General features: G+C 70.3%; 28 protein-coding genes and 1 tRNA gene. 16 read left to right on the plus strand and 13 right to left on the minus strand.

The genetic code is table 11. The features are described from left to right. Nucleotides 1–34: 34 nt before the first annotated feature. From ACQEV1_RS12180 to ACQEV1_RS12190, 3 genes are all read left to right on the plus strand, one after another. Nucleotides 35–634 (plus strand): DUF501 domain-containing protein, encoded by a 600-nt coding sequence (locus ACQEV1_RS12180; protein WP_433393764.1) that lies wholly within the window; start codon nt 35–37, stop codon nt 632–634. Then, entirely contained in the window at nt 631–1662 is a 1032-nt protein-coding gene (locus tag ACQEV1_RS12185; protein ID WP_285618684.1) for a Ppx/GppA phosphatase family protein, read from the plus strand. The genes ACQEV1_RS12180 and ACQEV1_RS12185 overlap by 4 nt, the downstream gene beginning before the upstream one ends. An 84-nt stretch (nt 1663–1746) precedes the next feature. Then, complete coding sequence (locus tag ACQEV1_RS12190; protein WP_285618683.1) at nt 1747–2505, plus strand: uracil-DNA glycosylase; 759 nt, start codon at nt 1747–1749, stop codon at nt 2503–2505. 24 nt (nt 2506–2529) lie between these two features. On the opposite strand, the gene ACQEV1_RS12195 is transcribed toward ACQEV1_RS12190, so the two are convergent. After that, nucleotides 2530–3213: an isochorismatase family protein gene (locus ACQEV1_RS12195; RefSeq protein ID WP_433393767.1), complete on the minus strand. Its 684-nt coding sequence runs from the start codon at nt 3211–3213 to the stop codon at nt 2530–2532. Between the two features lie 268 nt (nt 3214–3481). Here ACQEV1_RS12195 and ACQEV1_RS12200 point away from each other — a divergent pair, with 268 nt between their 5' ends. From ACQEV1_RS12200 to ACQEV1_RS12210, 3 genes are all read left to right on the plus strand, one after another. Further along, nucleotides 3482–4810, plus strand: a complete 1329-nt coding sequence (locus ACQEV1_RS12200) for an NAD(P)/FAD-dependent oxidoreductase (RefSeq protein WP_433393769.1) — start codon at nt 3482–3484, stop codon at nt 4808–4810. A 97-nt stretch (nt 4811–4907) separates the two neighbouring features. Beyond that, nucleotides 4908–4982, plus strand: a tRNA-Leu gene (locus tag ACQEV1_RS12205). A 164-nt stretch (nt 4983–5146) separates the two neighbouring features. Further along, entirely contained in the window at nt 5147–5923 is a 777-nt protein-coding gene (locus tag ACQEV1_RS12210; RefSeq protein ID WP_285618678.1) for a Bax inhibitor-1/YccA family protein, read from the plus strand. Between the two features lie 28 nt (nt 5924–5951). On the opposite strand, the gene ACQEV1_RS12215 is transcribed toward ACQEV1_RS12210, so the two are convergent. Then, nucleotides 5952–6554, minus strand: a complete 603-nt coding sequence (locus ACQEV1_RS12215; RefSeq protein WP_433393772.1) for a TetR/AcrR family transcriptional regulator — start codon at nt 6552–6554, stop codon at nt 5952–5954. A gap of 74 nt (nt 6555–6628) precedes the next feature. On the opposite strand from ACQEV1_RS12215, the gene ACQEV1_RS12220 reads away from it, so the two are divergent. Beyond that, nucleotides 6629–7486: a class I SAM-dependent methyltransferase gene (locus ACQEV1_RS12220; RefSeq protein WP_433393774.1), complete on the plus strand. Its 858-nt coding sequence runs from the start codon at nt 6629–6631 to the stop codon at nt 7484–7486. Between the two features lie 182 nt (nt 7487–7668). Here ACQEV1_RS12220 and ACQEV1_RS12225 read toward each other — a convergent pair whose 3' ends face one another. The 4 genes from ACQEV1_RS12225 to ACQEV1_RS12240 all read right to left on the minus strand — a co-directional run bounded on the left by ACQEV1_RS12225 (nt 7669) and on the right by ACQEV1_RS12240 (nt 11224). After that, nucleotides 7669–8079, minus strand: coding sequence for a PPOX class F420-dependent oxidoreductase (locus ACQEV1_RS12225; protein WP_285618674.1), 411 nt, complete (start codon nt 8077–8079; stop codon nt 7669–7671). 9 nt (nt 8080–8088) lie between these two features. Next, complete coding sequence (locus tag ACQEV1_RS12230) at nt 8089–8316, minus strand: DUF4287 domain-containing protein (protein WP_285571113.1); 228 nt, start codon at nt 8314–8316, stop codon at nt 8089–8091. 235 nt (nt 8317–8551) lie between these two features. Further along, on the minus strand, nt 8552–9772 hold the full coding sequence (locus ACQEV1_RS12235) for an acetyl-CoA C-acetyltransferase (protein WP_285618673.1): 1221 nt from the start codon (nt 9770–9772) through the stop codon (nt 8552–8554). A gap of 102 nt (nt 9773–9874) precedes the next feature. After that, nucleotides 9875–11224, minus strand: a complete 1350-nt coding sequence (locus tag ACQEV1_RS12240; protein WP_433393777.1) for a PQQ-binding-like beta-propeller repeat protein — start codon at nt 11222–11224, stop codon at nt 9875–9877. A gap of 133 nt (nt 11225–11357) precedes the next feature. Here ACQEV1_RS12240 and ACQEV1_RS12245 point away from each other — a divergent pair, with 133 nt between their 5' ends. Beyond that, nucleotides 11358–12728: a cystathionine beta-synthase gene (locus ACQEV1_RS12245; RefSeq protein WP_285618670.1), complete on the plus strand. Its 1371-nt coding sequence runs from the start codon at nt 11358–11360 to the stop codon at nt 12726–12728. A 159-nt stretch (nt 12729–12887) separates the two neighbouring features. Here the strand turns inward: ACQEV1_RS12245 and ACQEV1_RS12250 are convergent, their stop codons facing one another. Next, entirely contained in the window at nt 12888–15044 is a 2157-nt protein-coding gene (locus ACQEV1_RS12250) for an MMPL family transporter (RefSeq protein WP_433393779.1), read from the minus strand. A gap of 176 nt (nt 15045–15220) precedes the next feature. Between ACQEV1_RS12250 and ACQEV1_RS12255 the strand changes: the two genes are divergently transcribed. After that, nucleotides 15221–16375 carry a cystathionine gamma-synthase gene (locus ACQEV1_RS12255; RefSeq protein WP_433393781.1) on the plus strand — a complete coding sequence of 385 codons (1155 nt, stop codon included), beginning with the start codon at nt 15221–15223 and terminating at the stop codon, nt 16373–16375. Between the two features lie 87 nt (nt 16376–16462). On the opposite strand, the gene ACQEV1_RS12260 is transcribed toward ACQEV1_RS12255, so the two are convergent. Beyond that, nucleotides 16463–17227, minus strand: coding sequence for an SDR family oxidoreductase (locus ACQEV1_RS12260; RefSeq protein ID WP_433393783.1), 765 nt, complete (start codon nt 17225–17227; stop codon nt 16463–16465). Between the two features lie 67 nt (nt 17228–17294). Here ACQEV1_RS12260 and ACQEV1_RS12265 point away from each other — a divergent pair, with 67 nt between their 5' ends. Both ACQEV1_RS12265 and ACQEV1_RS12270 read left to right on the plus strand, forming a co-directional pair. Next, nucleotides 17295–17954: a TetR/AcrR family transcriptional regulator gene (locus ACQEV1_RS12265; RefSeq protein ID WP_285618666.1), complete on the plus strand. Its 660-nt coding sequence runs from the start codon at nt 17295–17297 to the stop codon at nt 17952–17954. A gap of 128 nt (nt 17955–18082) precedes the next feature. Then, complete coding sequence (locus ACQEV1_RS12270; RefSeq protein WP_433393785.1) at nt 18083–19342, plus strand: hypothetical protein; 1260 nt, start codon at nt 18083–18085, stop codon at nt 19340–19342. On the opposite strand, the gene ACQEV1_RS12275 is transcribed toward ACQEV1_RS12270, so the two are convergent. Then, the gene (locus ACQEV1_RS12275) at nt 19297–20448 is read right to left on the minus strand and encodes an MFS transporter (protein ID WP_433405885.1); all 1152 of its coding nucleotides are present in this window, start codon (nt 20446–20448) and stop codon (nt 19297–19299) included. The two genes, ACQEV1_RS12270 and ACQEV1_RS12275, sit on opposite strands and share 46 nt — an antisense overlap. A 121-nt stretch (nt 20449–20569) precedes the next feature. Between ACQEV1_RS12275 and ACQEV1_RS12280 the strand changes: the two genes are divergently transcribed. Then, entirely contained in the window at nt 20570–21484 is a 915-nt protein-coding gene (locus ACQEV1_RS12280) for a LysR family transcriptional regulator (RefSeq protein ID WP_433393786.1), read from the plus strand. On the opposite strand, the gene ACQEV1_RS12285 is transcribed toward ACQEV1_RS12280, so the two are convergent. The 4 genes from ACQEV1_RS12285 to ACQEV1_RS12300 form a co-directional block, all read right to left on the minus strand. Further along, a complete protein-coding gene (locus ACQEV1_RS12285; RefSeq protein ID WP_285618659.1) occupies nt 21468–22073 on the minus strand; it encodes a hypothetical protein in 606 nt (201 codons plus the stop codon). The two genes, ACQEV1_RS12280 and ACQEV1_RS12285, sit on opposite strands and share 17 nt — an antisense overlap. Before the next feature lie 48 nt (nt 22074–22121). Continuing rightward, nucleotides 22122–23282: a methyltransferase domain-containing protein gene (locus tag ACQEV1_RS12290; protein ID WP_433393788.1), complete on the minus strand. Its 1161-nt coding sequence runs from the start codon at nt 23280–23282 to the stop codon at nt 22122–22124. Nucleotides 23283–23615: 333 nt separating this feature from the next. Beyond that, nucleotides 23616–23714 (minus strand): DUF397 domain-containing protein, encoded by a 99-nt coding sequence (locus ACQEV1_RS12295; RefSeq protein ID WP_433393790.1) that lies wholly within the window; start codon nt 23712–23714, stop codon nt 23616–23618. Then, nucleotides 23705–23956 (minus strand): Scr1 family TA system antitoxin-like transcriptional regulator, encoded by a 252-nt coding sequence (locus ACQEV1_RS12300; protein ID WP_433393792.1) that lies wholly within the window; start codon nt 23954–23956, stop codon nt 23705–23707. Before ACQEV1_RS12300 ends, ACQEV1_RS12295 begins: the two co-directional genes overlap by 10 nt. 303 nt (nt 23957–24259) lie before the next feature. Here ACQEV1_RS12300 and ACQEV1_RS12305 point away from each other — a divergent pair, with 303 nt between their 5' ends. Genes ACQEV1_RS12305 through ACQEV1_RS12320 form a run of 4 tightly spaced genes read left to right on the plus strand, consistent with a single transcriptional unit; the run spans nt 24260 to nt 25500 of the window. Further along, nucleotides 24260–24478 (plus strand): hypothetical protein, encoded by a 219-nt coding sequence (locus ACQEV1_RS12305; RefSeq protein WP_433393794.1) that lies wholly within the window; start codon nt 24260–24262, stop codon nt 24476–24478. After that, entirely contained in the window at nt 24468–24797 is a 330-nt protein-coding gene (locus tag ACQEV1_RS12310) for a hypothetical protein (RefSeq protein ID WP_433393796.1), read from the plus strand. Before ACQEV1_RS12305 ends, ACQEV1_RS12310 begins: the two co-directional genes overlap by 11 nt. Then, complete coding sequence (locus tag ACQEV1_RS12315) at nt 24794–25177, plus strand: MerR family DNA-binding transcriptional regulator (protein ID WP_433393798.1); 384 nt, start codon at nt 24794–24796, stop codon at nt 25175–25177. The genes ACQEV1_RS12310 and ACQEV1_RS12315 overlap by 4 nt, the downstream gene beginning before the upstream one ends. Before the next feature lie 41 nt (nt 25178–25218). Further along, a complete protein-coding gene (locus ACQEV1_RS12320; RefSeq protein ID WP_433393800.1) occupies nt 25219–25500 on the plus strand; it encodes a hypothetical protein in 282 nt (93 codons plus the stop codon). Nucleotides 25501–25821 lie beyond the last annotated feature (321 nt).

Raw genomic sequence — 25821 nt, forward strand, 5'->3', positions numbered from 1 at the left:
GCCCGGCAGGTACGCAAGGCTCGAAGGGAAACCGGTGATCGACCAACGCGACGCGGCGGCCGTCGCGGCTCAGCTCGGCCGCGAGCCGCGCGGGCTGCGGGCGGTGGCCCATCGTTGCCCCTGCGGGTTGCCCGACGTGGTGGAGACCGCGCCGCGGCTGGCCGACGGCACGCCGTTTCCCACGCTGTACTACCTCACGTGTCCGAAAGCGGCCTCGGCCATCGGCACCCTCGAGGCGAGCGGGATGATGAGGGAGATGACGGACCGGCTGGCCTCCGACCCGGAGCTGGCCGCCTCGTACGCCGCCGCCCACGACGACTACCTGACGCGCCGCGACGCCGCCGCGCGCGCCGAGGGGACCCAGCCGCTACCAGCGGGAACGCAGAGCGCCGGCGGTATGCCGACCCGGGTCAAGTGCCTGCACGCGCTGGTCGCGCACGAGCTCGCGGTGCCGGGGGCGAACCCCTTCGGCGCCGAAGCCCTCCGCGAGCTCCCGGACTGGTGGCGAGCCGGGAGTTGTGTCAATGTCGAACAGACTTCACAGACTACCTGTCAACCAAGTCAGGAAAGTGTCATGATCGCTGGTGCGATGAGCACCGAAGACAGCGCGCCCCACCGGGAGCCGAGCGAATGAGCGCCGCGACCCGCGTCGCCGCCGTCGACTGCGGCACCAACTCCGTCCGCCTCCTCATCGCCGACATCTCCGGCGACGAGCTGGTGGAGATCGAACGCCGGATGGAGATCGTCCGGCTCGGCCAGGGCGTCGACCGGACCGGACGGCTCGCGCCGGAGGCGCTCGAACGCACCTTCACCGCGATGCGCGGTTACGCCAAGCTCATCGCCGGGCACGGCGCCGAGCGCGTACGGGTCGTGGCCACCAGCGCCACCCGTGACGCCGCCAACCGTGACGACTTCGTCCGGGGCGTCGTCGAGATCTTCGGCGTCGAGCCGGAGGTGATCAGCGGCGAGCAGGAGGCGCAGCTCTCCTTCACGGGCGCGACCAAGGACCTGGCCGCTCTGCGTCCCATGCGCCCGTACCTCGTCGTGGACATCGGCGGCGGTTCGACCGAGTTCGTCCTCGGCACCACCGAGGTCGAGGCGTCGCGTTCGGTCGACATCGGCTGCGTCCGCATGACCGAACGCCACCTGCGCTCCGATCCGCCGTCGCCCGAACAGCTCGCGGCGGCCGTCGCCGACATCGACGCGGCCCTCGCCGCCGTACGCACGGGGGAGAGCACCCGCGACGAGGCCGCCGCCCTGGCCGGCGAGGCGGCCCTGGCGGAGACGGGTGGCGGCGCGCCGCTACCTCCGCCGGCACCGCCGCTCGTCCCGCCGGTGCCGGTCGACCGCGCCCGCACGCTCGTCGGGCTCGCGGGTTCGGTGACGACCGTCGCCGGCATCGCCCTGGACCTTCCGGAGTACGACTCCGAGCGCATCCACCTGTCGCGGCTGAAGGTCCGTCAGGTCCACGACGTGACCCGCATGCTGCTGCACTCGACCCACGACGAGCGCGCCGCGATCGGCGTCATGCACCCGGGCCGGGTCGACGTCATCGGCGCCGGCGCGCTGATCCTCGACCGGATCATGCGGGAGTACGGCTTCAACGACGTGGTCGTGAGCGAGCACGACATCCTGGACGGCATCGCCTGGTCCCTGGTCTGAGCCGACGTGGGCAGTAGCGTGAACGCGCCGTTCGTACCGCCTGGGACGGGGTGGCCGGGCGACCCGGCGCGGGCGGACACTCCCGTGGCCACCGACGCCGCGTCCGTCCGCTCGCTCGCCGCCGAGGCGTCGTCTCTGGACGAGTTGGTGGCCCGGCAGTCGGTCTGCCGGGCCTGCCCCCGCCTGGTCGCGTGGCGCGAACAGGTCGCCGTCGAACGCCGCCGCGCGTACGCGGACGAGGAGTACTGGGGCCGACCCGTCCCGGGCTGGGGTGACCCGTCCCCGCGCGTCCTGATCGTCGGCCTGGCCCCGGCCGCCCACGGCGGAAACCGTACGGGCCGGATCTTCACCGGCGACCGGAGCGGCGACTGGCTGTTCGCGTCCCTGTACCGGGTCGGCCTGGCGGCCCAGGCGACCAGCACGCACGCGGATGACGGCCAGCGGCTGCTCGGCGCCCGCGTCGTCGCGCCGGTGCGCTGCGCGCCCCCGGCCAACAAGCCGACGCCGGACGAACGCGCCACGTGCGCTCCGTGGCTGGTCAAGGAGCTCGGTTTCGTCGCGGGCGACGTCCGGGCGATCGTCGTCCTGGGCGGGTACGGCTGGCAGGCGCTGTGGCCGGCCCTCAAGGAGGCGGGCTACGCCACGCCGGCCCGGCGTCCGGCGTTCGGCCACGGGGCGGAGGTCGAACTCACGTCCCCGGCCGGCGGAACGACCCTGCTGATCGGCTGCTACCACCCGAGCCAGCAGAACACCTTCACGGGCCGCGTCACCGAGACGATGCTGGACACGGTCCTGACCCGCGCCCGCACGTACGCCGGCCTGCCGGGACCCGAAGGGCGCTGAGCCCGCGGACGGCAGGCGGCGGGGCTACGGGGTGTGCGGCCGGACCAGGTCGAGGAGGTCGGAGGTCGGGCGCACGTCTCCGAAGGATCGGTAGACGGTGTACAACGTGGCGTTGTGGTCCTGGTCGCGTCGTGCCGCGTTCGCGTCCGCGACCATGATGACCCGGAGCCCGAGGGCGGCGGCGTCGCGGGCCGAGGACTCGCAGCACACATTGGTGACGGTGCCGCTGATCAGTACGGTGTCGACCCCGCGTTCCGCCAGCAGTTCTGGAAGCGGGCAGTGGCCGGGGAAGAAGGCGCTGGCCGTGGTCTTCTCGACCAGTACGTCGCCGGGACCGGGCGTCAGCTCGGGCCACAGCCGCCGGGGGAGAGGGCCCGTTCCGCCGGAGGTGCGATAGGTCTCGGCCACCTCCGGACCGAAGAACTCATCGCGCACCGGCGTCCGTTCCCCGGCCGCGGGCAGCACCCAGGCGACCGTCCCGCCCGCCGTCCGGAGGGCGTCGGCGAGGCGGCCGATGTTGGGCACGATGCCACGGCAGTAGGGGTTCTCGGAGACGAAGAACGGCACCATGTCGATCACCACCAGCGCGGTGCGCGCCGGAACGAGGTGCGTGAACGCGAACCTGCGGCCCCGGCGAGCCTCGTGCCGGGCGTACTCGCGGGGATCGATCCACCACTGGTGCTGCCGTACCTCGGTGTCCGGTGGCAAGGCCTCCCCCGATCCCTCCGTACGCGAAGGGCAGGGCGGTGGCCAGGAAAGCCCCCGCTTCCCCTGGACGCGCGCCCTGCCCGTCGCTCACTGATCGCTTCCTCCCTCTATGACGCCCGCGCGGGTCCTGCGGTTCGAGGGTGACTCGTTTCACAGGACCCCCTCTGCCCAGGCGCCCTCGCGCGGAGTACCGTGAAGGCAGAGCTCGTGAAAGTTTTCACAAGCTCACGGTCGAATTTCGGGAAGGGCCATGGGTACCGGATCGAATATGTCCAAACACGTGCTCATCGTTGGTGGCGGCTACGTCGGCATGTACACCGCGCTGCGGCTGCGGAAAAAGATGCGCCGGCAGCTCAAGAGTGGCGAACTCAAGATCACCATGGTCGCCCCGCAGTCCTACATGACCTACCAGCCGTTCCTGCCCGAGGCGGCGGCCGGCAACCTCGAACCCCGGCACGTGGTGGTGTCCCTGCGACGGGTGCTGCCCGGCGTGACGATCCTCAACGGCCGCGTGACCGAGATCGACCACGCCGGCCGCAAGGCGACCGTGGAGGTCGTGGAACGCGCCGACGCCGAGCCGTACGAGGTCCGGACGATCGACTACGACACGCTGGTGTTCTGCCCGGGGTCGATCTCGCGGACCCTGCCCATCCCCGGCCTGGCCGAGCACGGCATCGGCTTCAAGACCGTGGCCGAGGCGATCTACCTGCGCAACCACGTGCTGCGGCAGCTCGACATCGCCGCCTCCTCGACCTGCCCCGAGTCGCGCCGGCAGGCCCTCACCTTCGTGTTCGTCGGCGGCGGGTACGCCGGCGTGGAGGCGCTCGCCGAGCTGGAGGACATGGCGCGGGACGCCTGCCGGTACTACCCGGACCTCAAGGGCGACTCCATGCGCTGGGTGCTGGTCGAGGCCAGCGACAAGATCCTGCCCGAGGTCGGCGAGGACATGGGGAAATGGACGGTCGAGGCCCTGCGTGGCCGGGGAATCGAAGTCAGGCTCAAGACGCTGCTCAAGTCCGCCGAGAATCGCGAGATCGTGCTCAGTGACGGCGAGAAGTTCGGCGCGGGCACTCTGGTGTGGACCGCGGGCGTCAAGCCGAACCCACTTGTCAAGAAGACGGATCTGCCGCTGGATGACAAGGATCGAGTCAAGGCCACCGCCGAACTGACCGTCGACGGCGTCGAAGACGCCTTCACCGCGGGAGATATCGCGGCGGTGCCCGATCTCACTGAACCCGGGCAGTTCTGCGCCCCGAACGCCCAGCACGCGGTGCGTCAGGCAAAGGTCCTGGGCGACAACGTCGCCGCCGCGCTGCGCGGCCGGGAACTAAAGGCCTACAAACACGCCTATGCCGGATCGGTGGCCAGTCTCGGACTGCACAAGGGGGTTGCGCAGATCTACGGTGTCAAGCTACGGGGCCTGCCCGCGTGGTTCATACACCGTACGTATCACTTGTCCCGTCTGCCGACTGTGAACCGCAAGGCCCGGGTCACCGCGGACTGGACGCTTGCCCTGTTCTTCAGCCGTGAGGTCGTTTCGCTGGGTACGCTCCAGCGCCCGCGCGAGGAGTTCGAGCTGGCCACGAAGAAATACTGAGTGGTATTCGGTTCGAATTTCGGCGGCAATAATAGGAATTCTTGACTGCATTTAGCCTGTGGACCACTATTGGCGCTCCCCCGGTATGATTGCGGGCGCCCCCGTAGCCCAACAGGCAGAGGCAGACTCCCTAAAAGAGTTGTTCGTGTCGGTTCGACTCCGACCGGGGGCACCGGTCATTGACAGGAGTTGAGCGCTGCTTCGACCCTTTTCGTCCAGGTCGTCCTGACAGGGCCTCCATGCACCGTACGTCGGGGACGGCGGTACGTAACAACGGGAACACCGCACGTGTAGTGACGCGTTAGCCTGAGCGCAGCAGATGTCTGGAGGCTTTCCATGGAGAGCGGCAACCCGGTCTTCTCCCGGCGCGGTGCCTTCGCCCAGCGTGCCGGATATGCGCCCCACGCGCGGTACGACGTGTACAACGCCCCGGCGTACGCCCCGCCGCGCTCCATGACCCTCGACGACGTCGTCGTGCGCTCGTTCCTCACGCTCGGCACACTCGTCGTGGCCGGCGCGCTGGCGTGGGTGCTCGTGCCGGAGCGCTTGGCGGGGCCGGTCTCGCTCGTGGCGGTCCTGGCCGGCGTGGTGTTCTGGGCGATCCTGACGTTCGGCCGCCGGGCCAACCCGGTGCTCGTGCTCGGCTTCGCGGCGTCGTACGGCGTCGCGGTCGGGCTGATCAGCCACCTCTACAACGACGTCTACAACGGCGTCGTGCTCCAGGCGGTGGTCGGCACGGCCCTCGCGTTCGGCGCGATGCTCACCGTGTACTCCCTGCGCATCGTTCGGGTGACGCCGAGGTTCACCCGGTTCGTGATCGCGGCCGGGCTCGCGCTGGTCGGCCTCATGGTCCTCAACCTGCTCGTGTCGTTCTTCCACGTGGGCGGCATCGGCATCCGGGGCCACGGCCTGCTCGGCGTCGTCTTCAGCGTCGCGGCGATCCTCGTCGGCTGCCTCTACCTGCTGCTGGACTTCAACGCGATCGAGGACGGGGTGCGCAGCGGCGCGCCGCGCGAGACCGCCTGGCTCGCCGCGTTCGGGCTCACCCTGACCCTGGTGTGGATCTACCTGGAGCTGCTCCGCTTCCTGTCCCGCTTCTACAGCCGCGACTGACCCGAGGGGTCGCCCGCCGCCGAGCGGTTCACAGCAGCCGGCGTTGCACGACGTCGGCGATGACCGTGGCTACGACCTTGCCGACGGCCGCGCGATCCGGCGGAGTGCCCTTCCGGTCGGCGTAGAGCAGGTGTGCGCCCCCGACCAGCGAGAGCGCGAGCGAGCCGACGTCCGCGTCGGCCGCGATGCGGCCGAGCTCGCACTCGTCGGTGAGGTAGGCGGCGATCATGGCCATGGCTTCGGTCGCGACCGGGAAGGTGTGGGCCGGCCTTTTCTGGCGCAGCCGGGCGCGCAGCTCGTCCCGGAAGATGACGAGACCGACGATCCCCACCGCGACCGGGTCGAACAGGTCGATCAGCGCCTCGGTGAGGTTGCCGGCGACGGTGCCGGTCCCGGCGGACGCCCTCAGGGCGGCGGCCTGGTGCTCGATTCGGACGACGCGATCTCGGATGAGCTCGACGAGGAAGGCGTCGAAGTCGGCGAAGTGCCGGTGCAGGACGCCCTTCGCGACACCCGCCTCGGTGGTGACCGCCCGGCTGGTCAGCGCGCTCGGCCCGTCCCGCAGCAGGACGCGCTCGGCGGCCTCGAACAGCTGCTGGCGGGCGTCACGAATGTGCACTCCGGTCGGCACTGCCCGCCCCCTCTCCGTGACTGGCCCGATCCTACCGGTGGACCAAGTGGGCAGTCGCCCACTAGAGTGGGCGCATGCCCACTAAGTCTCAAGAACAACCGCCTCCGCCCGAGCGTGAGGCGCACCAGGCCCGCGAGATGGCGGAGTCGTTCGGCGTGGACCCCGAACGCTACGACCGCGCCCGGCCCCGCTACCCCGAGGCGCTGGTGGAACGGATCGTGGCCGCCAGTCCCGGCCGCGACCTCCTCGACGTCGGCTGCGGCACAGGCATCGAGGCCAGGCAGTTCCAGGCGGCCGGCTGCACGGTGCTCGGCGTCGACCCCGACGCGCGGATGGCCGAGTTCGCCCGGCGGACCGGCGTCGAGGTCGAGGTGGCGACCTTCGAGGAGTGGGACTCCGCCGGCCGGGTGTTCGACGCGGTCGTCGCCGGACAGGCCTGGCACTGGGTGGACCCGGTCGCGGGCCCGGCCAAGGCGGCGCGGGTCCTGCGGCCCGGCGGCCGGCTGGCGGTGTTCGGGCACGTGTTCGACGCCCCGGCCGAGGTGTCGGAGGCCTTCGCCGAGGTCTTCCGGCGGGTGGCGCCCGATGCGCCGTTCAACCGCGGCACCCGGCCGGCCGGGACCGCTCTGGAGATCTACCAGACGATGTTCGCCACCGCCGCCGACGGGATCCGGCGGGACGGCGGATTCGACGAGCCGGAGCAGTGGAGGTTCGACTGGGAGCAGTCCTACACCCGCGACCAGTGGCTGGACCATCTGCCCACCACCGGCGCCCTCACGCGGCTCCCGCCGGACCGGCTGGCGGAGGTGCTGGACCACGTCGGGGCCGCCATCGACCGGATCGGCGGCGGCTTCACCATGCCGTACGTCACCCTGGCGGCCACCGCCACCAGAACCGACGAAACGCCCCCGCGATCTCTGCGGGGGCGTTAGGGCCTGTCTCGAAGCCCCGCTGTCCTACTGCGCGGCGCCCAGGCGACGCCTCGCCGCGTTGTCGTCGGTCGCCAGCCAACACCAGGCTGACTCCCTCCTCCGCCTTGCGACGCGCCGCCTGGACACCGCTCGCTACGGACGGGGACTCCGAGACAGGCCCTTAGAACCTGGGGTACAGGTCGTCAGCCGTGGACGTCGGGGCCGGCGTGCGTGATCTTCACCCGGATCAGCACGCGGCGCTCGCGCTCCATGGCCGCGCGGTAGTCGTCCCAGTCTGGATGCTCACCGGAGATCATCCGGTAGTAGTCGATGAGCGGCTCCATGGCCTCGGGTAGGCGCACGACCTCCGCCTCGCCGTCGATCTGCACCCACTCACCGAAGAAGGCATCGCTGATCAGGCAGAACGTGACGTGGGGATCGCGGAGCACGTTACGGGTCTTGGCCGCGGTCTCGCGGGTGCTGACGGTCAGGTGTCCGGCGTCGTCGACCGCGCACAGCACGGGTGACGTCTGTGGGCGCCCGTCCGCGTGACGCGTGACCATGATCGCCCGATGGTGTTCGCGGGCGAAGTCGCGCGCCCGGCTCGGATCCACGAGTGGGTGCTAGTAGCGGACGGCCCGCCGGTGCAGCTCGTGCTCGTGCACGAGGGCGACGGCGTAGCCATGGGAGAGGCCGTGCTCGTCCGCGAGCCAGTTGACCCTCTCCTCGCATCGGATGAAGGAGGGGCCGTCATCTATGGCTTGGAACCACTCGGGGAGGTCACGACCTGTGACTTTCGGGATGCGTGCGATGAGATTCTTGTGCGTCTCCGGTGAGTGGTTCAAAGACATAGGCACCTCCTGGCTGGGCGTGCATCTTGTTGACGACTTTGCAACAGCGATGCCCATCGCACAACCCCCCTGGGGGGACCTTTCTGTCACGGGACGTAGATCTCTGGTCACGTATCGTGCGTGGTTCATTACGAACCGCTAACGCCTGGGTTGCAAGACGCTTAACGGCGCGGATCCGCGGCCCTGAGAGGGGGCGCGGACCCGCGCGCGACCGTACGAAGGCCTCCGGCCGGACTCAGCTGAGGCGCTCGAAAACCATGGCCATGCCCTGGCCGCCGCCGACGCACATGGTCTCCAGCCCGAGCGTGCCGTCGCGGCTTTGCAGTCCGTTGAGCAGCGTGCCGGTGATGCGGGCGCCGGTCATGCCGAAGGGGTGGCCGACCGCGATCGCGCCGCCGTGGACGTTGAGCTTGTCGATGTCGACGCCGAGCTGGCGGTACGAGGGGATCACCTGGGCGGCGAACGCCTCGTTGATCTCCACGAGGTCGATGTCGTCGATCGTGAGCCCGGCGAGCTTCAGGGCCCGGCGCGACGCCTCGACCGGGCCGAGGCCCATGATCTCGGGGGACAGTGCGGAGACGCCGGAGGAGACGATGCGGGCGATCGGGGTCAGGCCCAGCTCGGCGGCCTTGGTGTCGCTCATCACGACCACCGCGGCGGCGCCGTCGTTCAGCGGGCAGCAGTTGCCGGCGGTGACCGTGCCGTCCGGGCGGAACGACGGGGCCAGCGCGGCGACCTTCTCCAGCGTCGTGCCGGGCCGCGGGCCGTCGTCCTTGGCGACCACGGTGCCGTCGGGCAGCTCGACCGGGGTGATCTCGCGGGCGAAGAAGCCCGCATCGATCGCCTTCTCGGCGTTGTTCTGCGAGCGGACGCCGAACTCGTCCTGCTCGGCCCGGCTGATGCCGTGCAGCTCGGCGACGTTCTCGGCGGTCTGGCCCATCGCGATGTAGACGTCGGGGACCTGGCCGTCCTCGCGGGGGTCGTGCCAGGCGTCCGCGCCGCCCTCCCCGCGCTTGGCCGTACGGGCCTGTGCCTCGCCGAACACCGGGTTCTGGGTGTCGGGCAGGCCGTCGCTGCTGCCCTTGGCGAACCGGCTCACCATCTCCACGCCGGCCGAGATGATCACATCGGCCTCGCCCGACTTGATCGCGTGGAAGGCCATCCGCGTGGTCTGGAGCGAAGAGGAGCAGTAACGGGTGACCGTCGCGCCCGGGACATGGTCGTAGCCGAGCAGCACGGACACCACGCGCGCCATGTTGTAGCCCTGTTCGCCACCCGGCAGGCCGCACCCCAGCAACAGGTCGTCGATGTCGGCCGGGTCCAGCTCGGGCACCTTGTCCAGCGCCGCGCGCACGATGCGGGCGGTGAGGTCGTCGGGGCGCAGGTCCTTCAGCGATCCCTTGAACGCCCGCCCGATCGGGGAACGGGCGGTCGCGACGATGACAGCCTCAGGCATTACGGGTCTCCCTCATCTGGGCGTCAGTGGGCGTGCGTGGGCGGACGCCCGACTCGCAGGTTACTGCGTGGAGGACCCGATTCCTACTGGGGGGTAGCAAAGCTATTGGTACATCCCCGGGCTCGTTCCGTCGCCGTCGTGCACGCCGTGCAGACCGCCGCGCTCGTCGCGCCAGACGCGCCAGCCGTCGACCGCCCCGGTGTACCAGCTCGGGGGTACGGCCTGCGCCGCGTCGAGCCGGTGGCCGCTCTTCAGGTCGTACGGGCAGAGCGCGGCGATGGGGTAGAAGCCCTGCTGGCCGGTGATCTTCAGCGGGGCCGGGGTCGTGGTGCAGAACGACCAGGCGCGCGCGTGCCCGCCGACCGCCTTGCCGGTGCGCAGGTCGTACATGAGGCTGGGCTGGTCGTGCGCCAGGAAGCCGACCGCCGAGAGGTTGTCGGGGAAGGCGAGCCACCAGGTGGCCTTCGGCGTGCCCGACGTGGTGAGGCGGGTCACCGACCGGCCGGTGCGGGGGTCGAGCTCGGTGAAGCCGCCGTAGCGGTCGTGGTCGTCGACCTCGCGGGTGATCAGCGAGACCGCCGGGTTGGCGCTGGGGTAGACCCGCAGCAGCCGCTTGCGCACCCACTGCTGCTTTCCATCGTCGAGCCGCAGCGAGAAGAACCCGAACGCGGACAGCGGGCCGTTCGCCCGCGTCTGGTACGGGGCGAGGTAGCCGATGAGCGTGTCGCCCACGGAGCCGAACGCCCAGCCGCCGGAGAGGTCCGCCCCGCGGCCCAGGGCGTTTTCGACCGGGAACGCCCACACCTCCTTGCCGGTGGCGAGATCGTGCGCCTCCACCGTCGGGTGCGCCGACATGCGGAACACCACCACGCGGCCCGGCCCCGCCCACTCGACCTCGGCCACGCCCGGCATGTGCCAGGCCGGCTTGCCGGTCTCGGGGTTCAGCACGGTGAAGGCGGCGGACTTGCGCGCGGTCTGTTCGGACACGCAGAGCAGCGTGCCGCACCGGGCCGGGCCGAAGGTCGTGCCGACGGCCCGCGTCCAGCGCTGGGCCCCGGTGCGTGCGTCGCGGCCCACCAGGGCCGTGCCGTGACCCTGGGTCTCGACGCTCGCCACGACGGTGTGCCCGGCGGTGCCGGCGATGGCCGGTGGCGCGACGCCCATCGCGGCCGGCCGGCCGGAGATCACGGCAGGCCGGGCCCACAGCCGCTTGCCGCTGCGGACGTCGCTGACGACCGTCTGCAGGTGCCCGTCCCGCCCCAGTGCGGTGGACGCGGTGAATCCGGAGCCGATCACGGGCCGGCTGACCGCGTCGACCGCGGTGTCGTTCCACGCCGGGCGGTCGGCCGCGGCCGGGGTGTCGGACGAGCCGCCACAGGCGGCCGCGCCGAGCATGAGCGCGGCGGTCTGTGCCGGGATGAGCGCGGAGAGTAGTCGTCGATGTGGCGCCACGGCCGGGGCCTCCTTTGGTTGGACGCCGGTCGAGGCTAGCAGCGCTGGGTGACGGTTCGCAGACGGAACGTGATGATGGAGGGGTGGGGTACCTTCTGAGCAGAACCGTTGTGGAACGACAAGGACGTCGCCCGTGGATGTGCACAACTCCCTGACCGAGCTCATGGGAAACACCCCTCTGGTCCGGCTCGGCAAGGTCACGGCCGGGGCGCGGGCCCAGGTGCTCGCGAAGGTCGAATACTTCAATCCGGGCGGTTCGGTGAAGGACCGCATCGCCGTCCGCATGATCGAGGCGGCGGAGGCCTCCGGGGCGCTGCGCCCGGGCGGCACGATCGTCGAGCCGACCTCGGGCAACACCGGTGTGGGCCTGGCCATCGTCGCCCAGGAGAAGGGCTACCGCTGCGTGTTCGTCTGCCCCGACAAGGTGGCCGGCGACAAGATCGCGGTGCTGCGGGCGTACGGCGCGGAGGTCGTCGTGTGCCCCTCGGCGGTATCGCCCGAGCACCCGGAGTCGTACTACTCCGTCTCCGACCGCCTCGCCACGGAGATCCCGGGCGGGTGGAAGCCGGACCAGTACGCCAACCCGAACAACCCGCGGTCCCACTACGAGACGACCGGGCCGGAGATCTGGACGCAGACCGAGGGCCGGATCACGCACTTCGTCGCGGGCATCGGCACCGGCGGCACGATCAGCGGCACGGGCCGCTACCTCAAGGAGATCTCGGACGGTCGCGTCAAGATCATCGGCGCCGACCCGGAGGGCTCGGTCTACTCCGGCGGCAGCGGGCGGCCGTACCTCGTCGAGGGCGTCGGCGAGGACATCTGGCCCGAGACGTACGACCGGGACATCTGCGACCAGGTCATCGCGGTGAGCGACAAGGACTCCTTCACGATGACGCGGCGGCTCGCGCGCGAGGAGGGGCTGCTGGTCGGCGGATCGTGCGGCCTCGCGGTGGTGGCGGCGCTGCGTGTCGCCGCCGAGGCCGGCCCGGACGACGTCGTCGTCGTGCTGCTGCCCGACGGCGGCCGCGGCTACCTGTCCAAGATCTTCAATGACGACTGGATGGCCGACTACGGCTTCCTCAGCTCCGACACCGAGGAGCCGCGCATCGCCGACGTGCTGTCCCGCAAGGGCACCGGCCTGCCGGAGTTCGTGCACGTTCATCCGCACGAGTCGGTCGGCACCGCCGTCGCGATCCTGCGCGAGTACGACGTGTCCCAGCTCCCGGTCATGAAGGAGGAGCCGCCGGTGATGGCGGCCGAGGTGGTCGGCTCGGTGGGCGAGCGTGACCTGCTGGCCGCCCTGGTCACCGGCCGGGCCTCCGCCGACGACCCGCTCGGCGACCACATGGCGCCGCCCCTGCCGATGGTGGGCTCCGGCGAGCCGGTGAGCGAGGCGGTGGGCGTCCTGGAGAAGGCCGGCGCCGCCGTCGTCCTCGTGGACGGCAAACCCGCCGGAATGATCACCCGCCAGGACCTCCTCGGCTTCCTCGCGGGCAGCTAGTGTCCTGCGTTCCTTCTGAACCGGACGTGTCGGCCATCCGGCCACCATCCCGCACCCCACGTGACCGGACATGAGAAACGCCCGGCGGCGCTTGTCGCGCCGCCGGGCGTTTCCCTATCGGGACGCCGGCCCGGCCGGGCCGGTCGGTTGACCCCTAGATCAGTGAGGCCGTCCTGCCAGCTCGTACGGCTCCGCCGCCGGGGGACCGGGCTTCTTGGCCCGGTCGGCGTGGCCGGGCCACCAGGCGGCGTGCCCGATCAGCGCGGTGACCGCGGGGACGAAGAACGTCGAGACCACGAAGGCCGACAGCAGGATGCCGATCGCCACGCCGAACCCGATCTGGGCCAGGAACGACATCGGCGACAACACCAGTACGGCGAACGAGCCCGCGAGGATCACGCCGGCCGCCGCCACGGTCGGGCCCGCGTGCTGGATGCCGACTGCCGCGGCACGCCGCGGGTCGTGGCCCTCGCGCGCTTCCTCACGCAGTCGCGCGATCATCAGGATGTTGTAGTCCGTCCCGATGGCCAGCACGAACAGGTACAAGATGATGGGCATCTGGAACATCAGCCCCTCCTTGCCCTCCGCGCCCTGGAAGAGGGCCACGCTCGCGCCGAGGGTCGCGGTGAAGCCGAGCAGCACCGCCACCACCAGGTAGACGGGGGCGACCAGCGCACGCAGCAACAGGGCCAGGATGATCGCGATCAGCACGATCGCCACCGGCAGGATCACCGACAGGTCACGGCTGCTGACCGCGTTGATGTCGGCGAAGACGGCCGTGGTGCCGCCGACCAGCACCTTCGTGCCGGGCGGAGCGTTCTGGTGGACGGTGTCCCGCAGCGGCCCCTTCACCAGGTCGATGGCCTCGTTGGAGTTGGGGTTGAGCTTGAGGATGACAGGGATCTTGGCGACTGTCTTGTCCGGGTTGAGCTCGGCCTGCCCGGCCTGGCCATAGCCACTGGCATTGATCTTCTGCCGGAACTGTTCCAGCGCCTGCTTGTCGAGTTGCCCGTTGCCCTGGACGTACACCTGGGTCGGGTCGGTCAGGCCTGGCGGGAGGCTGCTGCGCAGATCCTTCAACGCCATGGCCGACTCGGTGTTCTGCGGCTGCCCGGCGCTGAAGTCGTAGTCGGCCTTGAAACCGAGCGCCACCGAGGCCAGGGCGAGCAGGACGACGCCGGAGGCGACCGCGGTCACCAGCGGCCGGCGGCCGACGGCGTTGCCCAGCCGCGTGAACACGCTGGCCTTGGGCTCCTTCTTCCACGACTTCGACGGCCAGAAGACCGCCCGGCCGAGCAGCGAGACGACCGCCGGCACCAGTGTGAGCGCGGTGATGAGCATGACGCCGACCGCGATCGCGAGCTGCGGGCCGAGGGCGCCGAAGGACTTGAACTTGGCGAGCAGGAGCACGAGGAACGCGATGATGACCGCGCCGGCGGCCGAGGCGATGGCCTCGCCGACCCGCTCGACCGTGACGATCATCGCTGTCTTCTTGTCCTCCCCGAGGCGTAGGCGCTCTCGGTAGCGGAACAGCAGGAACAGGATGTAGTCCGTGCCGATGCCGTACAGGACGATGAGGATCAGCGGCTCCATGCTGGAGTCGAACTTCAGGTCGAACGCGTTGCCGATGATCGCGGAGACCGCGTTGGAGGCCTCGAGCACGAGGCCGACCACGAAGATCGGCAGGAGTGCGGCGATCGGGGCACGGAAGATGATCAGGATCAGCGCGATGATCAGGACGACCGTCGCGATGCCGATCAGCGCGAAGGTCTTGTTGCCGGACTCGGCGTTGTCGATCTGGCTGGAGACGTTGCCGCTGATCCCGTAGTGCAGGCCGGTGCCCTGGAACTCCTGGGTCGCGGCGACGCGAAGCTTCTTGATCGCGTCTTCGTTCTTCTTCTCCAGCTTCTGGTCGCTGAAGTTGGCCGGCAGGGGCACCATGACGATCTGGATGCGGTGGTTCTGCGAGAGCGTCTGCGCGCTGGTCGCCACCGCGGTGATGCCCGGGATGTGCTTGGCCTGGAGCGCCTGCGCGATCTGGCCGACCTTCTTCTGGTCGGTGGAGCTCAGGGCCTGCCCGTCGCTCCGCTTCACGACCATGAGTTCGTTGCTGACCTTCTGGCTGCCGCTCGGGAAGGCGCGGTCGGCCAGCTTTCCAGCCTGGACCGACTCGTACTTCGTGGGCAGGAAGTCCTGCTGGTCAGAGTGGGTGTCGAGCTTCGGTGCGAGCACGACTGCGACGGCCGCGGCGACCAGCCAAGCCACGATCGTCCACCATGGGTGCCGTACGACGGTACGCCCCAGCCATCCGAACACGGGTGGCTCCCCTTCGTCTGGTATCGATTGTCCCTAAGAAGGTAAGGGCGGGAAGAGGCGCTTACCTCCCCTCGTGAGGCGATATCGACCCTCGTCCCTGTGGGGGAGAAGTCTCATCCCTGGGTATGGCTCACCTTTGGTACGGCTGTGTCGGTGGTGGCACTAGCCTCACTTGCATGGACGGTTTCAACGACGTGACCGGCTTCGAGACACTCGCCATTCACGCTGGCCAGGAGCCCGATCCCGCCACGGGAGCGGTCGTTCCGCCGATATATCAGGTATCCACCTACAAGCAGGACGGAATCGGAGGTCTGCGCGGCGGCTACGAGTACAGCCGTACCGCCAACCCGACCCGCGCCGCGCTCGAGGAGTGCCTCGCCGCGCTGGAGGGCGGGGTGCGGGGCCTGGCGTTCGCCTCCGGGATGGCCGCCGAGGACACGCTCCTGCGTACGGTCTGCAAGCCCGGCGACCACGTCGTCATCCCCGATGACGCCTACGGGGGCACGTACCGGCTGATCTCCAAGGTCTTCAAGCCGTGGGGCCTGGAGTACGACCCGGTGCCGGTGGCGAGCGTCGACGCCGTACGCGCCGCGCTGCGGCCCGACACCAAGGTCGTCTGGGTGGAGACGCCCACGAACCCGCTGCTCGGCATCGCCGACATCGCGGCGCTCGCGCAGGTCGCCCACGACGCGGGCGCGCTCCTGGTGGTGGACAACACGTTCGCGTCGCCGTACCTCCAGCGGCCGCTGGCGCTCGGCGCCGACGTCGTCGTGCACTCGACCACCAAGTACCTCGGCGGTCACTCCGACGTGGTCGGCGGTGCGCTGGTCGTGGCCGACATCGAACTGGGCTCGCGACTGGCCTTCCACCAGAACTCCATGGGATCCGTCGGCGGCCCGTTCGACGCCTGGCTGACGCTGCGCGGCATCAAGACGCTCGGCGTGCGCATGGATCGGCACTGCGCCAACGCCACCCGCGTCGCCGAGTTCCTCCGGCGGCATCCGAAGGTCTCGTCGGTGCGCTATCCGGGTCTGCCCGACGATCCGGGCCACGAGGTGGCGGCCAAGCAGATGCGGGCGTTCGGCGGCATGGTGTCGTTCCAGCTCGCCGAGGGCGAGGAGGCCGCCGTACGGGTCTGCGAGAACACCCGGCTGTTCATCCTGGGGGAGTCGCTCGGTGGCGTCGAGTCGCTGATCGAGCACCCCGCCCGCATGACGCACGCCTCGGCGGCCGGATCGCCGCTGGAGGTGCCGGCCGACCTCGTACGCCTGTCGGTGGGCATCGAGGACGCCGACGACCTGCTCGCCGATTTGGAACGTGCCCTCGGCTAGCTTCCGGGGAAGAGGCCCGCACGGTGCGCCCGTCTCTGGTCGAGGCGGGCGCCGCCCGGTCGCACGCATGCGGACCCGCACGAGCGCTCAGGCGCGCGGTCCGAGGAACAGGCCACCGCTTGCGTCGATGACCTGACCGGTGACCCAGCGCGCCGCGTCGGAGGCGAGGAACGCGACCACGTCGGCGACGTCGTCGGGCCCGCCCAGGCGATTGAGCGCCGTCGTTCCAGCGATGAATTCGGTCAGGCCCGGCGCTTCGAAGACCGATCCGTTGGTCGCCGTCCGAGTGGCGCCGGGAGCGACCGCGTTCACGGTGATGCCTCGGGCTCCGAGCTCGTTGGCCAAGGTCATGCTCATCGTCTCGACCGCGCCCTTCGTCATGGCGAAGGACGTCTGGGCGGGGTTGGCCATCCGGGTCGCCACGGACGAGATCGTGACGATGCGGCCACCGTCGCGGAGCAGCGGCAATGCTCGCTGGATGATGAAGTACGGCGCTCGCACGTTCACCGCGAAGAGGTGGTCGAACTCCGCCCGCGTCGTGACTCCGAGCGGGCCGGCCGGCGCAGCCGCCGCGTTGTTGACGAGGATGTCCAGCGGACGCCCGGCCAGGCCGGCCTCGACTCCCGCGAAAAGCGTCTCGACGTCGTCATCCACGCCCAGCTCCGCCCCGACGGCGAGCGCGGTTCCACCGGTACGTTCGATCTGGCCGACCGTCGCCGTCGCGCCGGCCTCGTCCGTGCCGAAGTGCACGATGACCATTGCCCCCTTCGCCGCCAGCCGGGCCGCGATCGCCTGCCCGATGCCGCGCGATGCTCCGGTCACGAGAGCCGTCCTGCCGGTCAGATCACTCATGGCAACCCTCCGAGGTGTTAGCCGCTATCAATCTGGTAGTCACTACCATCGTGGTAGTGTCTATCACATGCCGGACCAGCACCCGACGTTGCGAGCGAAACGGCGGGCCGAGACGCAGCGCACGATTCAGGCGCACGCGCTACGGCTGTTCACCGAGCGCGGATACGACGCCACGACCGTGACCGACGTCGCCGAAGCCGCGGGTGTGTCGCCCATGACCGTGTACCGGCACTTCCCCACGAAGGAAGACCTGGTCCTCATCGACCAGCACGGCAGGCTCGTCGCCGAGCGGATCGCCGCGTCGTCCGCCGAGCAGCCCATGGTCCGCCGCATCGGTGGCGCGCTCATCGCCTCGGCCGCGACGTTGACCGGTGGCGGCCGTGGAGACGACCTGACGGCGGACGCGCGGTTCCTGCTCGCCCGCCTCCGGCTCATGATCTCGACGCCGGCCTTGCGGGCCAAGCACCTGGACAACCACTACGCCCTTCAGCAGGCGATCGTCGACGCCCTCGAAGACGATGTCACCGGTCCCGACGCGGGGTTCCACGCACAGGCGGCGGCCAGCGCCTGCCTGGCCGCCATGCACACGGCGTTGGTGCGCTGGGCCGAGGACGACGGACGGACCGAGCTGTCCGATGTGATCGCGGAGGCGCTCGCCGCCGCCTTCGGCGATGACTTCGTCGATGGGAACGGCAGGAGGCCGCGCGGCTCCCAGAAATACCAATAACGCTTAATAGGCGACAAATTACCCTTCGCCCCGGCCAATACGCCGAGTCGCGGCGTGATCACACGCTACGATCATGCGGAAATCGCCAGAAAAGGGTTGTCGCCATTATGAAGGCTATTCGCGTTTCCGTGGTTCTTGCCGCATTGCTGTCGATGTCCGCCTGCGGCGGTGAGAGCGACCAGGGAAAGCATGACGGTGGCGCCAAAGGGTCCGCGGCGCCGCCCGCCGTGTCGTACTCCGGGCCGGCGATTCCCGGGCTCGAGGCGAAGCCGATCTGGAGCGTGCCGAACGCCGCGGCCGTTTCGACGGTCGGTCTGGGAAAGGCGTTCGCCGCCGTGCTCGGGAGGCAGGGCCAAAGTGTTGTTCTCCTCGACGCCGCGACGGGAAAGAACATCGGAGCGAACCGGCCGCTCGCCGAACCGACCTCGGACACGGACGGGTCTCCGGGACTGATCCGGGACGTTCACCGCGGCGCGCCCGTCGCCGTCGTGCGCTTTCGCGAACACGTGCCGGCCAGCGGAATGCAGGGCGAGCACGACCAGACCTCCGACCTCGTGCTCGACGAGACCGGGCGTGAGGTCTGGCGTTCGCCGACCAACGTCGCCGGCGAACGCCATTTCGTAGGTGGGTACTTCGTGGACGGAAGTCTCGCCATGTCGGGTGGATTCGTGCAGAGCACGGGCCCGTACGACGGTCTGCCGACCGGCGTCTCGACCATCACCGCCGTCGACGGGGGGCAGAGCGTCAAGAGCGGCCAGGGCGACGGGAGCTACGAATTCGTTTACGCGGTCCGCGGCACGACGGCGGTCGAAACCCATCAGGGCGATCTGTCCGCGGACGGGATCGAGGGGCTGAACCTCACTACCGGAAAGCCCGGATGGACGATGAAGGGCGTCGACTACTTCGGCGTGTTCGGCGACGCGGTGCTCACCGGCAAAGGCGACTGGAAGACCGAGACCCAGCGGCTCACCCTCCTCGACGCGGCGTCCGGGCGGAAGATCGGGAGTGCCCGCACCGCCACCTTCGACTGTCACGTCTCGGCGTTCGACAAGGATTCCGGCTCGATCCTGTGCGGAAGCCAGCGGCTCGGCCGGTCACCGCTCACCGCCCTGGACAACACCACCGCGAGGGTGCGCTGGCAGCAGTCCGGCGCCAACGCCCGTAACGTGCTTCCGGCCGTCGCGGGCGGCGGCGTCGCCTACCTGACGGCCACCGACACCTCCACCAGCGGCGACCAGTCGCACACCTACGTCGCGGTGAACGACCGCACCGGTCAGGTTCTCGCCGACAACCTCCAGATCGACGACATCACGCTGGCCGACTCCGGCGTCGCGCTGGTCTCCTACCAGGGCACCCTGTACGGATTCCGGATGAAGAAGGTCGCCTGACCACGGGATGCGAACAGGGCGCACAGACAGGCGGTGACCGCGACGGCAAGGAAGGCGTCCACGGCGGGTTCGAGGCCGACGTGGTTCGCGAGCAGGCCGACGACGATCACGGGCAGCGCCTCCGCGACGTACGTGACGACGTAGAACGCCGAGAGCACGCCCGCCCGTGAGCCGTCCGGCGCGATCTCGTTGACCTGCCGTACCGCCCCCATGAACGCCAGGCCCTGCCCGCTGCCGGCGACCACCACGCCGGCCAGCGGCAGCGGGAGCGAGGGGATCCAGCGCAGGCAGATCGTGATCGTCGAGCCCAGGGCCAGGAGGACCAGGCCCGCGCGGCGCGCCCGTCTCTGGCCGAGGCGGGCGCCGGCCGGCTGTACGCAGGCGGCGGTGAGCAGCAGGAGGCCGCTCGACAGGCCCGCGACCAGCAGGTCGTGCGTACGCAGCAGCGACGTGGTGTACGCCGGGGTGAGCGTGAGGAAGAGGGCGGCGACGGCCCAGGCCAGCGCGCTCATGGAGGCGGCGGCCAGGAACGGCCGCCGGATGGCCGCGGGCACGCGGGGCCGCGCCGGCCGCCACCGGACCCGGGCGGTACGGCCCGGCAGCGTCGGCGCACCGGAGAGCGCCAGCGCGAGCAGCAGCCCCGTCTCGACGACGTAGCAGAGCACGCGTGGCGCCGGAGCGTACTGGGCGAGGGCACCGGCCAGCATCGGGCCCAGCCCGGCGCCCCCGCACAGCGCGATCGAGGCGACCGCGGAGGCCCTCTCACGGTCGCCGTCCGGCTCCGCGCGGACCAGGCCGGCGGTGAGCGCGCCGGACGCGGCCCCCACCGCCAGGCCCTGGAACGCCCGCCCGGCGTAGAGCCCTCCCACGCCGTCGGCGAGAGCCAGCAGCGTCGCGCCGCCCACGGCCAGGACCAGGCCGAACACGGCGACGCGCCGGGGCCCGACCGCGTCGGCCAGCGGGCCGAACAGCGGCAGCGCGAGGACCAGCGTCCCGCAGTAGACGGCGAAGACGAGCGTGACGACCAGGTCGGAGAACCCGAAACGCGCCTGGTAGACCGCGTACAGGGGAGTGGGCAGACCCGTGCCGAGCACGAGGACGGCCAGCGCGTACGCCGTGGCGGCGAACCGGACACGGCCGCCGGGCCGCGCCGCCGGCCACCGGCTCTTCGATCATGCCGATCATGGTGGAGCCGCAGGTCCGTACGGGTCCAGCTAAACTTTGTTGATGGAACCGGTAAGCAAACTCTTCACGATCGACCTTTACCGGCTCCGCGTACTCCGGGAGCTCGCCGACCGCGGCACCGTGGCCGCGACCGCCGCCGCCCTGCACGTGACGCCGTCCGCCGTCTCCCAGCAACTGGCGACCCTCGCCCGCGAGGTCGGCGTGCCGCTGCTGTCGCGCGACGGCCGGGGCGTACGTCTCACGGCGCAGGCGCGGATCCTGCTGGACCACGCGAGCATCGTGCACGCGCAGCTCGAACGCGCCCGCGCGGACCTGGACGCCCACACCGACGGCGAGGTCGGAGAGGTGGTGATCGGGGCGTTCGCCAGCGCCGTCACCGGGGTCGTCGTTCCCGCGCTGGCCCGCCTACGCCGCGAACGGCCACGGCTGCGCGTTCGCGTCGTCGAGGCGGAGGCCCCCGGCTGCTTCAGCCGCCTCGGCGTCGGCGAGCTCGACGTGGTCATCACCGTCGACTGGCGCGACGCACCCCATCGCGCCGACCCCCGGTACGCGCGCCGCGACCTGCTCACCGACCCGATGAACGTGGTCCTGCCCGCCGACCATCCGCTGGCCGGGCGCGAACGGCTTGAACTGGCCGACCTAGCGGACGAACCCTGGGTCGCCGGGCGGTCCGGACCCTGCCTGGAGGTCGCGCTCGCCGCGTGCGCCGAGGCCGGTTTCAACCCCGAGATCCGTCACCGTACGGACGACTGGACCGCGCTGGGCGCGCTCGTCGGCGTCGGCGCGGGCGTCGCGCTGGCGCCGAGCCTCGCGCTCCCTGCCGCGCCGCCCGGCACGGTGCTGCGCGCTGCGGCGCCGCGTCCGCCGGCGCGCCGGATCTTCCTCGCCGTACGGGCCGGCGCCGAGGACTCTCCGCTGCTCCGGCCGGTGATCGACGCCCTCAGTGCCAGACCATGAGCACCAGGATGACGATCCAGATCAGCGCGACGACGCCGGAGAGGGTGGCGATACGGCCGGTCTCGACCTTGGCGGCCTCAGCGGCGGGTCGCGGCTCGGGCCGCGGTTCGGGCTTCGGCTCCGGAGCCGGCGTCTCGGCCTGCTCCGCGCCGGTCGGGACGTCGGCTCCGGCCACGGGCTTGTCGGTCGGGGCCGTGGTCGGGGCGGTGGTCGCGGTCGTGTCGGCGGGCCGCGCGGCCTCCGCCTTCTCCGCGCGCCGCTCGGCCGCGGCGACCTCGATCTTGTGGATGGCCTTGCGCTGGTCGCGTTCGACGATGAACAGCAGCACGAACGCCACGATGAACAGCGTCATCGACGCCGACAGCCACATCTGGTCGAACTTGCCGTGCGCCACCAGCGCCCCGAACAGGAAGATGCCGAGCGTCAGCAGCCCGTAGATGCGGGTCATGCGGTTGAGGTTGCGTACGACCGACGCCTCACCACGCCGGATGTGGCGCGGCGTGGCCATGGTCGCCGCGGTCACCGGCCCGAGTGCGAAGATCGCGAAGCCGATGTGCAGGATCATGAGCAAGCGATCGCCACTGGACATGGCACGACCCTAGCGCCCGCCCGCGATCGCGGCCAGTGCACCCCGGCGTCACGCTGCGTGAATACCCGGATGGTCGATCCACACGTGCTGGGCGTCCGGCGTGACCGTCAGCCCGAACCGGTCATGTGTCGGCCGTCCCATCCCCAGCCACCGCAGGTACGCCCGCTCGGCCTCGTCCCACAGCCGCCGCGCCCCCTGCTGCTGAACGAGGAACTCGCGCCGCCCGGGAGCGTAGTCGACCGACGCCCACGCGCCTCTGTCACCGGCCTCGACCAGCCACAACGTGCACTCGTCCGCCTCGGCGCCCTCACCGTGGAAGAGATACGTCCGTACGCCGGGGACGGCGGCGGCGAGGAACAGGTCGGCCGCCGAATCGGCGCGCAGCCGCCGGGGGTCCAGCCGGGTCGCCGACTCGGCCAGACCGTCCTGAGGCAGGCCGGACAGCGAACGCCAGGGGACGCGCTGACCCCGCAGCGGCATGTAGCCGGCGAACCCGGGGAAGGCCCCGACCGCCGTACCGTCGCCGACGACGTGCAGCCGGGCGAGCCACCCGAACCCCCATCCCGGCGCGAACGGCAGGACGATGACGCCGCCGGGCCTCGTCTGCTCGACCCAGGCGTACGGGATGCCGGTGACGCCGGCGGCGACGTGCACGCGATCGAACGGCGCGGACTCCGGCAGACCGAGCGTGCCGTCGCCCACGAACAGGCGCGGCGCGTGGCCCGTGCCGGAGAGGTTCTTGGCCGCGCTCTCGGACACCGCCGGGTCGATGTCGACGGAGGTGACGTTGCCCGCGCCGACCCGGTACGACAGCAGGGCCGCCGTCCAGCCCGTACCGGTGCCGACCTCCAGGATCCGGTTGTGGTCCTCGGGGGCGAGGTGGCTGAGGAACTCGGCGACCGTGCCCGGCGCCGAGCAGGAACTCGACGGCTCCCCCGGGTCCGCGACATCGGCCGTGCCGTCGGATCGCTGCGTGATGATCGCGGCGTCGGAGTAGACGGCGTCCCACCACGTGCCGGGATCGGCGGCCCGGTCGATGACGAACCCCGGACCGGGACCGTTCGGCGCGGCCCACGCCCGCTCGGGCACGAACAGATGGCGAGGCACCGCGTGGAACGCCGCCCGCCAACCCGGATCGAGCAGATCTCCGTCGGCGGCCAGCCGATCACAGAGCCGGTCGATCCGGGCGGTGAGATCGTCGGGGATCATCGGCCCGGCTTGTTCCCGTCACCGGAGTTGCCACCCGACCCGGAACCTCCGGAGTGTGAACCACCCTGCGGCCGGTTGCTGTCGCCGCCCTTGCCGTCGTTCGGCTCGCCGCTGTGCTGTCCCATCGGGACCTCCCAGGGGTAGGAGGAGCAGTGGACAGCAGGCTATGGCAAGGGACTGGGCGTTGCTGTAGCCGTTCGGTTACGCCCTGGTGGCTTTGTGCGATGTAAAACGCATGATTCGTCACCAGGCGGCAAACGTCGGAAATCCGGCGGTCATGCCGAAGTGAGGCCCCCACCGCTCGGACCGGCGGTGGGGGCCTCGCCGCAAGGCTTACTCGCCGCCGTCTTCGGTGACGGCGACCTCCACGCAGTTGCCGCCGTTCTGAGCGCTGCGCGCCGACTTCCGCCAGTCGAGATTTGCTACGTCCATTTCTCCTCTATCACTTTCCTGATCAGGTCGAGGGACTCCTGTTGTGAGAGGGCGAACGTCCTGATGGCCTCCCAGGCGGCGGTCAGAGCGGCGATTTCTTCGCGGTTGCTCGTGACGATGCCTTGTGCGGCAGTCTCTATGTACGCCACGTCGGCGCCGTCGACGGTGGCGATAGTGAATGCTCCCGCGGAGCGGGGGTTCAGTTCCGATCGTACGACTTGCAACGTCAGACGTGGCCCCACGGACGCTTGCTCTACGCGGTTCGATCGACGCTCCTGATCCGCACACGGACACTTCCGCTTCGCGTGGTGAATTGGCGGGGGAGTCGCGAACCGTTCCGATCGTAGTTCGAAACCGCCAATCTGTTGGCACGATTACCGACAACGGGAGTTTTTCGAATGGATGTCATTGCCTCGGGGTCTGAGGAAAGCGCGGACCGGCTCACCGAACGTCTCGCCAAGGCGTGCGAGGAGGCGGGTCTGAAAGTGACCGTGATCGAGCCGTCCACCCGGCTTCCGCCACGTCGTCGCCGCGGGAGCGACCCGATGAGCCCTCGAACGAGTCCGCCGCAGGCGGAAGGGGACCCGCTGACGCGGTCGATCCGGTCGTTCGAGGCGGCGCGGGCGGCGCTCGGCATGCCCGGCGTCTCGTGGGCCGCGGACCTGACGCGACTCGACGCGCTCGTCCGCCGGTACCCGATGCAGGCGCGGTCCATCCTGTGTCAGATCGAGACCAGCCCGTACGAGGCCGACGGTGCCTGCTGACCGGAAGGGAGACATCGACGTGTACGCGGGCGGCCGGACTTCGGAGCTCAAGCTGATCACCGAGCTGTGCCGGGAGTCGGCGAAACTGGGGCTGAACGTGAGTATGAGCGACGCCCGGCCGGCCGCGGTGATCCGTACCGGCACCGCACCGCCGTGGTGGATCACCGTGGACGCCTCGGGCGAGTTCCTCGAGTGGCGTGGCGCCGGATTCCGCCACCCGGTCACCGACCCGGCGGGCGCGGCGGCCATCTCCCGCCACGTCGACGCCCCGGGCGCGGCGGAACCACGGCGTACGCGCCCGGCGGAGGAGGACCGGTGAGCGGCCGGAACGGCGACGCCCGGCCGATGATCAGGCCCGATGAGGAGCTGCTCACCCCACGCGAGGTGGCCGAGATCTTCGGCGTCACCGCGGCGACCGTCGCCGCATGGGCACGCGTCGGAATGATCGTCTCCTTCGTACGCACCCCGGGCGGTCATCGTCGCTACCGCCGCGCCGAGGTACTCGCCCTTCGCGACGCCCGTCGTCCGGCCGAGCCGAACCCGGAACAGGGGATGGAGCGGGACGCGGTCCGCCTGTACGAGCAGGGCTGGCCGATCCGCCGGGTCGCCGCGGAGTTCGGGTGCAGCTATGGCAAGATGCGCCGGATCCTGGTGAAACACGCCGTCCTGAACGCTCGCGGAGCCGTACGCCCGAGCTGAGCGGCGGCTCGACGGCGTCAACCGGCAGGAGGGCTCTGGCCGTGTCCGAAGAGCTTGCGCGGCGGTACCGGGGCCGAGCCGTCTTCGGCCCCTTCGAGCCGGTGGACCCGGACGAGATCGGCGCGCTGGAACGCGGGATCGGACAGGCGCTCCCACCCGCCTACCGGGCGTTTCTCGACGTGGCCAACGGCGGCGGCCTGCCGTACAGCGTCCGCGTGCCGCCCGGTCCGGATGGGGAGCCGATCAGTTACTCGGACCTGTTCCGGCTGGGGCGTGACCGGCGCGGCGAGTACGGACCACGCAGCTCCCAAGCATGCGGTTGACGTCCCATTTACGGCACTACGTTGCGGGCCGCCTAGCAATTTAAGGCATAGGTTCTAGGTTTGTTGAAATATAAGGTCGATCCGTTGTTTACACAATAAAATCTGTCTCTCTGAGGAGAGGGGGTGACATGATGAAGAAGATTGTTGTTCGTAAGAGGGGTTCGGTCCGTCTGACCAGCGCGGCGCAGCCGCTGTACGTCTGCTATCAGTAATTGTAACTCTTTTCCAACCCTCTCTGAGGAGATGGGGGTGGCAAGGTGAAGAAGATTGTTGTTCGTAAGGCGGGTTCGGTCCGTCTGACCAGCGCGGCGCAGCCGCTGT

This window comes from Actinoallomurus sp. CA-142502 (assembly GCF_050936355.1).
Lineage (GTDB): Bacteria > Actinomycetota > Actinomycetes > Streptosporangiales > Streptosporangiaceae > Actinoallomurus > Actinoallomurus iriomotensis.